The 11,852-nt window shown below is 64.2% G+C and carries 13 protein-coding genes; 9 read left to right on the plus strand and 4 right to left on the minus strand.

Annotated elements, in window-relative coordinates:
• Positions 1 to 52 precede the first annotated feature (52 nt).
• The 4 genes from kdsA to tpiA all read right to left on the minus strand — a co-directional run bounded on the left by kdsA (position 53) and on the right by tpiA (position 3,752).
• Positions 53 to 871 (minus strand): 3-deoxy-8-phosphooctulonate synthase, encoded by an 819-nt coding sequence (kdsA, locus tag PHE40_RS08380; protein WP_299960711.1) that lies wholly within the window; start codon positions 869 to 871, stop codon positions 53 to 55.
• Entirely contained in the window at positions 868 to 2,499 is a 1,632-nt protein-coding gene (locus PHE40_RS08385) for a CTP synthase (protein WP_299960713.1), read from the minus strand. Before PHE40_RS08385 ends, kdsA begins: the two co-directional genes overlap by 4 nt.
• A 91-nt stretch (positions 2,500 to 2,590) precedes the next feature.
• Positions 2,591 to 2,989, minus strand: coding sequence for a preprotein translocase subunit SecG (secG, locus tag PHE40_RS08390; protein WP_299960715.1), 399 nt, complete (start codon positions 2,987 to 2,989; stop codon positions 2,591 to 2,593).
• A gap of 31 nt (positions 2,990 to 3,020) precedes the next feature.
• The gene (gene tpiA, locus PHE40_RS08395) at positions 3,021 to 3,752 is read right to left on the minus strand and encodes a triose-phosphate isomerase (RefSeq protein ID WP_299960717.1); all 732 of its coding nucleotides are present in this window, start codon (positions 3,750 to 3,752) and stop codon (positions 3,021 to 3,023) included.
• Positions 3,753 to 3,868: 116 nt separating this feature from the next.
• Here tpiA and PHE40_RS08400 point away from each other — a divergent pair, with 116 nt between their 5' ends.
• From PHE40_RS08400 to PHE40_RS08440, 9 genes are all read left to right on the plus strand, one after another.
• Complete coding sequence (locus PHE40_RS08400; RefSeq protein WP_299960719.1) at positions 3,869 to 4,027, plus strand: hypothetical protein; 159 nt, start codon at positions 3,869 to 3,871, stop codon at positions 4,025 to 4,027.
• A gap of 109 nt (positions 4,028 to 4,136) precedes the next feature.
• Positions 4,137 to 6,017 (plus strand): peptidylprolyl isomerase, encoded by a 1,881-nt coding sequence (locus PHE40_RS08405; RefSeq protein ID WP_299960720.1) that lies wholly within the window; start codon positions 4,137 to 4,139, stop codon positions 6,015 to 6,017.
• Between the two features lie 22 nt (positions 6,018 to 6,039).
• A complete protein-coding gene (gene trpE / locus PHE40_RS08410; protein WP_299960722.1) occupies positions 6,040 to 7,554 on the plus strand; it encodes an anthranilate synthase component I in 1,515 nt (504 codons plus the stop codon).
• Positions 7,551 to 8,147: an aminodeoxychorismate/anthranilate synthase component II gene (locus tag PHE40_RS08415; protein WP_299960724.1), complete on the plus strand. Its 597-nt coding sequence runs from the start codon at positions 7,551 to 7,553 to the stop codon at positions 8,145 to 8,147. Before trpE ends, PHE40_RS08415 begins: the two co-directional genes overlap by 4 nt.
• On the plus strand, positions 8,144 to 9,169 hold the full coding sequence (gene trpD, locus PHE40_RS08420) for an anthranilate phosphoribosyltransferase (protein WP_299960726.1): 1,026 nt from the start codon (positions 8,144 to 8,146) through the stop codon (positions 9,167 to 9,169). Before PHE40_RS08415 ends, trpD begins: the two co-directional genes overlap by 4 nt.
• On the plus strand, positions 9,166 to 9,978 hold the full coding sequence (gene trpC / locus PHE40_RS08425) for an indole-3-glycerol phosphate synthase TrpC (RefSeq protein WP_299960728.1): 813 nt from the start codon (positions 9,166 to 9,168) through the stop codon (positions 9,976 to 9,978). Before trpD ends, trpC begins: the two co-directional genes overlap by 4 nt.
• A gap of 207 nt (positions 9,979 to 10,185) precedes the next feature.
• On the plus strand, positions 10,186 to 10,881 hold the full coding sequence (gene lexA, locus PHE40_RS08430) for a transcriptional repressor LexA (protein WP_299960730.1): 696 nt from the start codon (positions 10,186 to 10,188) through the stop codon (positions 10,879 to 10,881).
• Between the two features lie 7 nt (positions 10,882 to 10,888).
• The gene (locus PHE40_RS08435) at positions 10,889 to 11,209 is read left to right on the plus strand and encodes a hypothetical protein (protein WP_299960732.1); all 321 of its coding nucleotides are present in this window, start codon (positions 10,889 to 10,891) and stop codon (positions 11,207 to 11,209) included.
• Positions 11,210 to 11,437: 228 nt separating this feature from the next.
• Positions 11,438 to 11,845 carry a hypothetical protein gene (locus PHE40_RS08440; RefSeq protein ID WP_299960734.1) on the plus strand — a complete coding sequence of 136 codons (408 nt, stop codon included), beginning with the start codon at positions 11,438 to 11,440 and terminating at the stop codon, positions 11,843 to 11,845.
• Positions 11,846 to 11,852 lie beyond the last annotated feature (7 nt).

Consider the following 11,852-nt stretch of genomic DNA (forward strand, 5'->3'; position numbering starts at 1 on the left):
GCGGCTTTTTGCGCGGAGGCTCCACGTGGAGCGTGGTTATGTGGAGCGTGGTTTATGCCTTGGCGAGCGCGTCAAACCCCTGCAAGCGTTTCACCAGCGTGGGCATCTGGTCTAGCGGGATCATGTTGGGTCCGTCGGAGGGGGCGTTGTCTGGGTCCTGATGGCATTCAATGAACACCGCGGCGCAGCCCACCGCCAGCGCCGCGCGCGCCAGCACCGGCGCAAAGCGCCGCTCACCGCCCGAGGAGGTGCCCATGCCGCCCGGCTGCTGCACGGAATGCGTGGCATCGAACACCACCGGGTAGCCGGTCTCGGCCATGATCGGGAGTGAGCGCATGTCGCTCACCAGCGTATTATAGCCAAAGCTGGCGCCGCGCTCGCAGAGCAGGATTTTCTCATTGCCCGTGCTGGCGATTTTCGCGGCGACGTTCTTCATGTCCCACGGTGCCAGGAACTGGCCTTTTTTCACGTTGATCGCCTTGCCCGTGGCCCCGGCGGCCAGCAGCAGATCCGTCTGGCGGCATAAAAACGCGGGAATTTGCAACACATCCACCACTTCACCCACCGGGCCGCATTGCGCCGCGTCATGCACATCGGTCAGCACCGGCAGGCCAAAAACGTCGCGTACTTCGCGGAGGATTTTCAGACCCTCCGCCATGCCGATGCCGCGCGCGGCGGCCGCCGAGGTGCGGTTGGCTTTATCAAAACTGGATTTATAGATCACGCCGATGCCAAGCTCGCGTGAAATTGTGGCCAGCACGCTGGCAACTTCCATGGTGTGCGCGCGCGATTCGATTTGGCACGGACCCGCGATCAGCGTGAACGGCAGATCGTTGCCGATTGTCAGATTGCCGGCGGTCACATGTTTCATACGAGCCTCGACTGCGCCACGGCGGCGGCGATAAAGCCTTTGAACAGCGGATGCGGGTCAAACGGCTTGGATTTCAGCTCCGGGTGATACTGCACGCCGATGAACCAGGGGTGGTTCGGGTATTCGACGATTTCGGGGAGCACGCCATCCGGCGAGAGGCCGGAGAATTGCAGCCCGGCGGCTTCCAGTTGCGCGCGGAAATGGATGTTGACCTCAAAGCGATGCCGGTGGCGCTCCGAAATCTGCGCCGCGCCATTGTAAACCTCGCGGACCAGCGAGCCTGCGGCAAGGGCGGCGGGGAAGGCGCCGAGGCGCATGGTGCCGCCAAGGTCGCCACCCGCGCGGCGGCGTTCGATATCGTTGCCGCGGGCCCATTCGGTGAGCAGGCCGACGATGGGGATTTCGCAGGGGCCAAACTCGGTGGAGGAGGCGCCGGGCATGCCGGCGAGGTTGCGCGCCGCTTCGATCACGGCCATCTGCATACCGAAACAAATGCCCAGGAACGGCACCTTGCGCTCGCGCGCGAACCGCACGGCTTCAATTTTGCCCTGCGTGCCGCGCTCGCCAAAGCCGCCGGGAACCAGGATGCCGTGCACGCCATCAAGCTGCTGCACGGTATCGGGCTGTTCGAACACCTCCGAATCCACCCAGTCCAGCACGACCTTCACCTTGTTGGCGATGCCGCCATGGGCCAGGGCTTCGGCCAGGGATTTATAACTGTCCAGCAAATTGGTGTATTTGCCGACCACGGCGATGCGGACCTCGCCCTCGGGGGCGCGCACGGTCTCCACGATGCGCCGCCAGCGGGTCAAGTTCGGTTCGCTCTCGAAGGGCAGCCCAAAATGGCGCAGCACTTCGCGGTCCATCCCCGCCTCATGATATGAGATCGGCACGGCGTAGATCGTGTTCACATCCAGCGCCGGGATCACCGCTTCGGCCCGCACGTTGCAGAAGCTGGCGATCTTGCGCCGCTCATTCTCGGGGATTTCGCGGTCGCAACGGCAGATGAGCATTTGCGGCTGGATGCCGACGTTGAGCAGCTCCTTCACCGAATGCTGGGTCGGTTTGGTCTTCAGCTCACCGGCGGAGGGGATGTAGGGCACCAGCGTGAGATGCACGAACATCGCGCGTTCGGGGGTGAGTTCGTTGCCAAGCTGGCGGATGGCCTCCAGGAAGGGCAGGCTCTCAATGTCGCCGACCGTGCCGCCGATTTCCACCAGCACGAAATCAAACGGTTCAGATTCGCGCAGCACCACGTCCTTGATGGCGTCGGTGATATGCGGGATCACCTGCACGGTGGCGCCGAGGTAATCCCCGCGCCGCTCCTTGGCGATCACATCCGAATAGATTTTTCCGGTGGTGGCATTGTCGAGCTTGTTGGCGGCCACGCCAGTGAAGCGTTCGTAATGGCCGAGGTCCAGGTCGGTCTCCGCCCCGTCATCGGTCACGAATACCTCGCCGTGCTGGTAGGGGCTCATCGTGCCGGGATCGACATTAAGATAGGGGTCCAGCTTGCGCAGGCGCACGGAATAACCGCGGGCCTGGAGCAAAGCGCCAAGTGCCGCCGAGGCGATACCCTTACCGAGGGAAGAGACCACGCCGCCGGTGATGAATACAAACCGCGTCATGGAATCCAATCATACATGAGTGGTGAAAAAAACGAGAGGGGAAAATGCGCGCGCGGCAATATGGCAGCCCCGCGCACCGGAGGGAAAAAAACTATTGCGCAGGGGGGGTGCCTGGCGCGGGAACCGCAGGGGCGGCGGGCGGGGGCAGGGCGTCAGCCGGGGTTTGTGGCAGCGCGGGGGCAACCGGCGCCGAGGCGGGGGCTGGCACGGCCGGGGCGTTTTGCGCCGGCGCATTGAGGATTGCCGCGGTGTTTTCAGCCGTGCCGCCCTTGTAGAGCATGGCCAGCGAGAGCGAGAGCACAAAGAAGGCCGTGCCCAGAATCGCGGTGGTGCGGGTGAGCAAATTGGCGGTGCCGCGCCCGGACATGAAGCTGCCCATGCCCTGGCCGCCGCCGAGGCCAAGCCCGCCGCCTTCGGAACGCTGGATCAGCACCACGCCGATGAGCGCGATGGTGACGAAGACGTGCAGCACGAGGAGAACTTTAATCATGGCAACCTTTAAGGAAACTGTTGCGGGGCTTCTAGCCGCAGGGCGCGTCCGCAGCAATGGTCAGCAGATCTTCGGCCCGCAGGCTCGCCCCGCCGACCAGCGCGCCGCCGACCTCGGGCAGGGCGAGTAGGCTGGCGGCGTTGCCGGGCTTGACCGAGCCGCCGTAGAGAATTTTCACCCCCGCACCCGCCGCGCCGAGATGGCGCAGCAGTGCCGCGCGGATGGCCGCGTGCATGGCGGCGACATCGTCCTCGGCCGGGGTGCGCCCGGTGCCGATCGCCCAGATCGGCTCATAGGCCACGACGCCGCTGAAATTCTGCGGCAGGCTGTGGACCAGCTGGCTGCGCACCAGGGCCTCGGCGTCTCCGGCGTCGCGCTGGGCCTCGGTCTCGCCGGTGCAGACGATCGGGATCAGCCCGGCGGCGGTGGCGGCGGCCACCTTGGCGGCGACGTCGGCATTGGTCTCACCGTGGTTCTCGCGCCGCTCGGAATGGCCAAGGATGACGTATTGTGCACCGGCTTCATGCAGCATCGCGGCGGAAACATCGCCGGTATGCGCGCCTTGCGGGCAAGGTGCGCAATCCTGCGCGCCGAGCGCCACCGGGCTGCCTTTCAGTGCAGAACCGAAGCGGTCCAGCAGGGTGAAGGGCGGGCAGATCAGCAGGTCCACATGAGCCGGGGCCTGCCGGATGGCCGCGGCGTAACCCGCCACATCGGCCAGCTTGCCGTGCATTTTCCAGTTTCCTGCAATAAGTTGCCGCATTTTTTATCTCCGGTTTTGCTGCGAAAATTGCCTATGCTGCTATGCAGCAAAAAAGCTTGATTCAGTATGCTGCAATGCAACATACTCAGGTGGTAGTATGAGAAGGAGCCCAAATCATGTTGACGTTTCTGGTTATCCTGGCGGTTTCGGTTGTGGCGCTTTTGGCCGCCCAGGCTCTGGATATAGAATGCAACAGACCGCCCGTGCGCCGTGGCAAGGCCGAGCGCCCGGCTCCGGCCGAGATGTTCGCCGATACCCTCGCGGGGCTGTACTAAATCCGGCTGCTGCCCGGCGGCGCCCCTGTGCGTGCGTTGAGTCCTCCCTGCAATTGCCCAGTCCTGGCCGTCTAGCTATAGAGGCGGAGGTTTGGGGTAAATAGGGCCGATGATCGTCTGGGTACGGAAATTGCTGGAAAACTGGGTGGCGCGGGGCTTTTTCGCGCTGCTGGTGATAGGTTTTGTGTTTTGGGGCATTTCCAATGTCACCACGCTGATCGGCAGCAATACCGCCGTGGCGCATGTGGGGGGGCAGGAAATTGATGTCTCCGTGGTGCAGGCGGCGTATCAGCGGGCGCTGAACCAGGCCAGCCAGAGCGGGGGCGGCACGCCGGACCTTGCCACGCGGCGCCAGCTTGCGCTGGGCGCGCTCTCCGGCGTGTTGCGCCAGCAGTTGTTGCAGAATGAGCAGCGGCGCCTGGGTGTCGTGGTGCCCGACAGCGCGGTGCGCGCGATGATCGACGCGATCCCCAGCTTCCAGACCAACGGCGTGTTCAACGAACAGACGTTCAATCAGGTTCTGGAGCAGAACAACACCACGCCGGACCGGTTTATCGGCGAGATCAAGGATGACATCGCCGGGCAGCAGTTGTTGGGCGCCGTGCTCGGCGGGGTGGCGCCGCCTGACGAGCTGCTGCGGCAGTTGTTCAGCTATATCGCCGAGCAACGCTTTGCCGCGGTGGTGAATATACCCTTTGCCGCGCAGGCCCAGCCCAAGCTGCCCGGCGATGCGGTGTTGCGGCGTTTCTGGCAGAACAATCCCGCGCAGTTTACCGCGCCGGAGCTGCGTACCGCCAAAATCGTGATTCTCTCCCCCGCGCTGCTGGCGCCCAAGGAGGTTGTGGCGCCGGCGGATTTGGATGCCGCCTATGCCCGCGCCGAGGCTGCCACGCCGCCAGCCGTGCCGGTGCGGAGCGTGCAGGTGATCTCGGTGGACAATCTCGCCGCGTCCTCGCGCCTGGAAGCCGCCTGGAAGCGCCATGCGGACTGGGCGGAGATGCAGGCGATGGCGAAGAAATTCGGCGCTAGCGCCATCGAGTTGAAGCAGGCCAAGCAGATGGAAATCCCGTCTCCCACGCTGGGTGCAGCGGTGTTCGCGGCGCAGCCCGGCCAAGTGAATGGGCCGGTGGCCGGGACCAATGGCATGTATGTGTTCAAGGTGACGGATGTGAGCGCCAGCGGCACGGATGCGGCGGCGTTGCGCGCGCAGGTGTTGCAGAGCTTGCAGATGCAGAAGGCGCAGGCCGATGTGGCGCAGGATGTGGATAATTTGCAGGACGCGCTGGCCGGGCAGACGCCGCTGGACCAGCTGCCGGGGAGCCTGGGGCTGACCGCGGTGGAGGGCACGATGGATGCCAGCGGCAACGCGGCTGATGGCACGCCGGCGCCGATTCCGGGCGGCGCGGCGCTGAAGGCGGCGATTGTGAAGGCGGTGTTCGCGGCCCATGCGGGCGATCCGGCGCAGCTGACCAACGGGCCGGATGGCAGTTATTTCGCGATGACAGTGAGCGCGGTGAAGCCGCCGGCCTTGCAGCCCTATGCGCAGGTGCAGGCGAAGGTGTTGAGCGCCTGGACGCGGCAAGAGATAACTCGCGAGGCCGAGGTGCAGGCGGCGAACCTGATGCAGGCGGTGAACCAGGGGCAGAGCATCCAGACGGCGGCCAAGGCGATTGGGGCGAGCGTGGACATGACCGCGGGGTTCACCCGCGCGGTGCCGCCCGCCGGGCTGCCCGCCCAGATGGTGCCGGTGCTCTTTACCCTGAAGCCCGGGAAGGCGACGATGCAGCAGACGGACAGCGGCTTTAGCGTCGCGGCGCTGATAAAGACCGTGCAGCCTGACCCGGCGGCCGATCTCGCTGATTATGCGCGGCTGCAACAGGAGATGGTGAAGGAATTGCAAAACGACGCGGGCGAGAGTTTGCTGAACGGGTTGCAGGCGCGCGATAAGGTGACAGTTAACCAGAAACTGCTCGCGCAGATTTATCAGTGAGTTTACCAGTGATTGAAGGACTATGAACGCAATTTCGCCAGACCGTTTTGAAGAGTTCCGTGCCGCCTATGAGCAGGGGCGCGGCGCGCTGGTCTGGCGGCACGGCATTGCCGATTTGCTGACGCCGGTGGCCGCCTTCATGAAGGCGGCGCATGGGCAGCCGTATTCCTTCCTGCTGGAAAGTGTTGAGGGCGGCACGGCGCGCGGGCGCTATTCGGTGATCGGCATGGCGCCGGACCTGATCTGGCGTTGCGAGAAGGGGCGCGCCACCATCAACCGCGATGCGCGCGGCGAGGCGGGGGTGTTTCTGCCGGTGGGGGATCCGCCGCTGGAGAGCCTGCGCGACTTGATCGAGGAGACGAAGCTGCATGTGCCCGAAGGTCTGCCGCCGATGACGGGCGGACTCTCAGGGTATCTGGGCTATGACATGGTGCGGCTGATGGAGCGGCTGCCGGAGACCAAGCCGGATGTGCTGGGAATCCCCGACGGGGTGCTGGTGCGCCCGGGTGTGTTCATTATTTTTGATGGTGTGACCGATGAGATGACGCTGGCGGCGCCAGTGTATCCGCGGGCCGGGATTTCGGCCGCCTCGGCCTATGCGGCGGCGGAGCTGCGGCTGAACAATGTGGCGAAGGCGCTAGACCGGTCGGTGCCCGCGCTGGTGGGCAGCCTTGAGGGGCCGCTGGAGCAGTGCAGCAACATGGAGAAGGACGAGTTCCTGACCATGGTGGAGACGGCGAAGAACTACATCCGCGCGGGCGATGTGTTCCAGGTGGTGCCGAGCCAGCGCTTTGAGGCCAAGTTCTCGCTGCCGCCGTTCGCGCTGTACCGCAGCCTGCGGCGGGTGAATCCGGCGCCGTTTTTGTTTTATCTGGATTTTGGTGATTTTGTCGCCGTGGGGTCGAGCCCGGAGATTTTGGTGCGGCTGCGCGATGGCGTGGTGACCATCCGCCCGCTGGCCGGCACGCGCCGGCGGGGGATAACCAAGGCGGATGATCTGGCGCTGGAGGCCGAGCTGCTGGCCGACCCGAAGGAGCGCGCTGAGCATCTGATGTTGCTCGATCTGGGGCGCAACGATGTGGGCCGGGTTTCGGAGATCGGCTCGGTGAAGGTGGTGGAGAGCTTCGCGGTTGAGCGGTTCTCGCACGTGATGCACCTCTCCTCGACGGTTGAGGGCCGGGTGCGCCCGGAATGTGACCAGCTTGATGTGTTGATCGCGGGGTTTCCGGCGGGCACGCTCTCCGGCGCGCCAAAGGTGCGGGCGATGGAGATCATCGAGGAGCTGGAGCCCTCGCGGCGGGGGCTGTATGCCGGGTGTATCGGCTATTTCGCGGCCAACGGCACGATGGACACCTGCATCGGCCTGCGCACGGCGGTGGTGAAGGATGGCGTGATGTATGTGCAGGCGGGGGTGGGGGTGGTCGCCGATTCCGACCCCGAGGCGGAATATGCCGAGAGCGTGCAAAAGGCCCGCGCCTTGTTCCGCGCGGCGGAGGATGCGGCGCGTTATGTGAGCGCCCCGGAGCAACAGCCATGATTCTGCTGATTGATAATTACGACAGTTTTACCTTCAACCTCGTGCATTTCCTGGGTGATCTGGGGGCGGCATGCGTGGTCAAACGCAACGACGCGCTGAGCGTGGAAGAGGCGATGGCGCTGAAGCCGGAGGCGATTGTGCTTTCCCCTGGCCCGTGCACGCCCAATGAGGCGGGGATCTGCGTGGAGCTGGTGCGCGCGGCGGCGGGGAAGATTCCGTTGCTGGGCGTATGCCTGGGGCATCAAGCGATCGGCCAGGCGTTTGGCGGCAAGGTGGTGCGCGCGCCAGAGCCGGTGCATGGCAAGACCTGCCCGGTGTATCATGAGAACACCGATCTGTTCGCCGGGCTGCCCAACCCGTTCACCGCGACGCGCTATCATTCGTTGATCGTGAAACGCTCGGATTTGCCGGCGGAGCTGGTGGTGACGGCGTTTACGCATGATGGGATCATCATGGGACTGCGCCATTCCACCTTGCCGGTGTATGGCGTGCAGTTCCACCCCGAGAGCATTGCGACCAGCCATGGCCATGATATCCTGAAGAACTTCCTGAATTTGGCGCGCCGGTTCAACGAGCCCAAGCAGGCGGCATGACAGCCAGTTTGAAGCCGGTGCTGGCGCGGCTGGGCCGCGGCGAGCGTTTGGGCGTGGCCGACGCGCAAGAGGCGTTCGGCGTGGTGATGGACGGGCTGGCGACGCCCGCGCAGATCGGCGGGTTGCTGATGGCGATGCGCGCGCGCGGCGAGAGCGTGGCGGAGCTGACCGGGGCGGTGACGGCGATGCGCGCGCGTATGACGCGGGTGGCGGCGCCGGAGGGTGCGATGGATGTGTGCGGCACTGGCGGCGATGGCGCGGCGAGTTTGAACATTTCCACCGCCGTGACGTTTGTTTTGGCGGCCTGCGGTGTGAAGGTGGCCAAGCACGGCAACCGCGCGCTCTCCTCGCGCGCCGGGGGGGCGGATGTGCTGCTGGCGCTGGGGGTGGATATTGAGCCGCCGATGGCGCGGCTGGCGGAGATTCTGACAGAGGTTGGTTGCGTGTTTTTGTTCGCGCCGCGCCACCATCCGGCGCTGCGCCATGCCGCATCCGTGCGGGTGGAGCTTGGCACGCGCACCATTTTTAATCTGACCGGGCCAATGGCCAACCCGGCGGGGGTGAAGCGGCAGTTGATCGGGGTGTTCGACCCGGTGTGGCTGCGCCCGATGGCCGAGACGCTGCGCGACCTGGGCACCGAGTCGGCCTGGGTGGTGCATAGCCGCGGGCTGGATGAGCTGACGCTGGCGGGCGAGAGCCAGGTGGTGGCGCTGAAGGACGGCGTGATCAGCGAATTTTGCGTGACGGCGGCGGATGCCGGGCTGGCGCCGGTGCCGCTGGAGGCGATAAAGGGCGGTGCTGCGGCGGAGAACGCGGCGGCGTTGCTGGCAATGCTGCATGGCGCGCAGAGCGGGTATCGCGATACCATATTGTTCAACACCGCGGCGGCGCTGATTGTGGCCGGTGTGGCGGAGAATTTGAAGGATGGCGTGGCCAGGGCCGTGGCGGCGATTGATTCCGGCGCCGCGCTGCGCGTGCTGGAAAAAATGAAGGCAGCCTCGGAGAGGCAGGATTGCAAATGAGTGCGGTGGTGATGGAAGACGATATTCTGGCGAAGATATGCGCCGACAAGCGCGGCGAGATTGCGCGGCGGCAGGCGGCGACGAGCATCGAGGAGCTGAAGCGCCAGATCAAGGATGCCGAAAAGCCGCGTGGCTTTGGCCGGGCGCTGATGGACGCCGCCGCCGCCGGGCGGCCGGGGCTAATTGCCGAGATCAAGAAGGCGTCGCCCTCGGGCGGGTTGATCCGCGAGGATTTTGATCCGGCCGGGCTGGCGCGCGCTTATGCCGAGGGCGGGGCCGCGTGCCTTTCGGTGCTGACCGACCAGCCGTATTTTGACGGCACCCCGGAACATTTGAAGGCGGCGCGCGCGGCGGTGGAACTGCCGGTGCTGCGCAAGGATTTCATCCTGGACCCCTGGCAGATTTACGAGAGCCGGGCGATGGGGGCCGATTGCATTCTGCTGATTATGGCGGCGCTGAGCGATGAGGAAGCGCGCAACCTGGAAGAGCTGGCTCGCGCGCTGGATATGGATGTGCTGGTTGAGGTGCATGACGAAGCGGAATTGCAGCGCGCGCTGGGGCTGCAATCGTTGCTGGTGGGTATTAACAACCGCAACTTGAAGACCATGGTCACCACGCTGGAGACCACCGAAAAACTCTCCTGCATGTGCCCGCCGGACCGCTTCGTGATCTCTGAATCGGGGATTAAAACGAATGAGGACGTGCTGCGTCTGCGCAAGGTGTGCGTGAGCGGTTTTCTGGTTGGCGAGTCGCTGATGCGCCGGGCGGATGTGACCGCGGCTGTGCATGAGCTGCTGGGAACCCGTTGAACCGGCTCACCCATACTGACGAGGCGGGGGCCAGGGGCATGTGCATTGAGGCGGTGCGCCTGCTCCGCAAAGCGGGCGGCAAATCGGGCGATTTCACGCAGGACTGAGGCCGCGCGCATAGTGCTTGACGGGACGGAGAGAACCAAACTAGAACATCCGGGAAGTTTGCGCTTTGTTCCTGCCCTGAGCGCGCCACCGGAGGCTTGGATGCTGACCACCAAACAACATGAATTGCTGGTTTTTATCGACAGGCATCTGCGCGAGACCGGATGCAGCCCGAGTTTCGAGGAGATGAAGGACGCGCTGGATCTGCGCTCCAAATCGGGGATTCACCGGTTGATCACGGCGCTGGAGGAACGTGGTTTTTTGAAGCGGCATAAGCACCGGGCGCGCGCGCTGGAGGTGGTGCGGCTCTCGGAGGACATGGCGCCGCAGATGGCGCCGGGGCGATTTACGCCGAATGTGATCAGGGGGGATTTTTCACCACGGCTGCCCGGCGCGCGGGCGGCGCGTGTGGCCGGGGCGGTCTCGCTGCCGCTGTATGGAAAAATCGCTGCGGGGTTGCCGATCGAGGCGTTGCGCGATGAGGCGGAAGAGATCGAGGTGCCGGTGGCGTTGATCGGCGCGGGGGAGCATTTCGCCTTGCTGGTGGAAGGCGACTCGATGATCGAGGCCGGGATTCTGGATGGCGATACGGTGATTATCCGCAAGGGCGACACGGCGGAGAACGGGCAGATTATCGTGGCGCTGGTGGATGAGAACGAGGTGACGCTGAAGCGACTGCGCCGGCGGGGGAATTCCATTGCGCTGGAGCCTGCGAACGCGCGATATGAGACGAAGATTTTGCCGGCCGAGCGGGTGAAGGTGCAAGGCCGGTTGGTGGCGCTGCTGCGGCGGTATTGAGGGATTGATGACACAGGACGAATTGAGTGCCTGGGCGCTGCGGAACGGCTGGCAGATTCTGGCGGGAAGCTTGAGCCTGGTGAAGCCCGCAGCGCCGAAGGAGGCGATTGTTCGGATGATTTTCAAGGCCACGGTGGTGAGCCTGGAGGTGAAGAAACCGGCTGGGAAATGGGAGAAGATCGCCTCCGCGCCGTATGCGCAGATTGTGTATGACAAGGAGGGCGAACGCCCGGCCGGGCTGGGTTTTGAGAAGATTCCGAGTTTTGCGATGTTGATGCGTGAAAATAAAGACCGGCTGGCGTTCTCGAAGTTTGGGCAGGCGGGTTAGAGCCTGATCGCTTTAAGCGTGGTCAGGCTCTAACCGTTTTACTGAGGGCGATTCACGCTTCCGGCTTGTTCGGCTGAGCGAGCCTCAAACGGCCGCGCTAATTTTGGAAGTTTCATGCAGCTTTCGTACGGTGCCATATTCTGGGCCTTTTCGAGCCATAAACGGGACAGACAGAGCGCTTAACGCTTATGTGAGAATCACGGTTTTGGCTTTTTGAAGGGGTATGAAATGGAACGAAAAAGAGCGGGTTGGATCGGCGCGCTGGCCGGCTTCGCCACCATGGGGAGCGCAAATGCCCAGGCTGCCAGCCAGATGCCGCCCGAGCCTATGCAAATCTCCTCGTATTCGGATCTGCTCCGGCCTGTTCCAAATGCGGTTGAGCTGTTGAAGGCCCATGATGCGCTTTTGCAGGAGCGCGCCCGCAACGCGAAGGTGCAGCCGGTGCAGTATTCCGAGGCAGATGACCATCACCATCACCACCACCACCACCATCATCACCACCAGGACTATTATCCGCCGCCGGAGTATTATGCGCCGCCACCGCCGCCGGAGTATTATGCGCCGCCGGAGCATCATCATCACCACCAGGGAGGTGTTATGATTGTGGTGCCGGGCTTGGGCATACGGGTTAATTAGCGCAAGA

This window comes from Acidocella sp. (assembly GCF_028687955.1).
Lineage (GTDB): Bacteria > Pseudomonadota > Alphaproteobacteria > Acetobacterales > Acetobacteraceae > Acidocella.

Coding starts and splice junctions, on each gene's coding strand:
- trpD (WP_299960726.1), top strand. CDS start 8,144: ATGACAGCCAGTTTGAAGCCGGTGCTGGCGCGGCTGGGCCGCGGCGAG.
- PHE40_RS08415 (WP_299960724.1), top strand. CDS start 7,551: ATGATTCTGCTGATTGATAATTACGACAGTTTTACCTTCAACCTCGTG.
- PHE40_RS08385 (WP_299960713.1), bottom strand. CDS start 2,499: ATGACGCGGTTTGTATTCATCACCGGCGGCGTGGTCTCTTCCCTCGGT.
- lexA (WP_299960730.1), top strand. CDS start 10,186: ATGCTGACCACCAAACAACATGAATTGCTGGTTTTTATCGACAGGCAT.
- PHE40_RS08405 (WP_299960720.1), top strand. CDS start 4,137: ATGATCGTCTGGGTACGGAAATTGCTGGAAAACTGGGTGGCGCGGGGC.
- secG (WP_299960715.1), bottom strand. CDS start 2,989: ATGATTAAAGTTCTCCTCGTGCTGCACGTCTTCGTCACCATCGCGCTC.
- trpC (WP_299960728.1), top strand. CDS start 9,166: ATGAGTGCGGTGGTGATGGAAGACGATATTCTGGCGAAGATATGCGCC.
- PHE40_RS08440 (WP_299960734.1), top strand. CDS start 11,438: ATGGAACGAAAAAGAGCGGGTTGGATCGGCGCGCTGGCCGGCTTCGCC.
- tpiA (WP_299960717.1), bottom strand. CDS start 3,752: ATGCGGCAACTTATTGCAGGAAACTGGAAAATGCACGGCAAGCTGGCC.
- PHE40_RS08435 (WP_299960732.1), top strand. CDS start 10,889: ATGACACAGGACGAATTGAGTGCCTGGGCGCTGCGGAACGGCTGGCAG.
- trpE (WP_299960722.1), top strand. CDS start 6,040: ATGAACGCAATTTCGCCAGACCGTTTTGAAGAGTTCCGTGCCGCCTAT.
- kdsA (WP_299960711.1), bottom strand. CDS start 871: ATGAAACATGTGACCGCCGGCAATCTGACAATCGGCAACGATCTGCCG.
- PHE40_RS08400 (WP_299960719.1), top strand. CDS start 3,869: ATGTTGACGTTTCTGGTTATCCTGGCGGTTTCGGTTGTGGCGCTTTTG.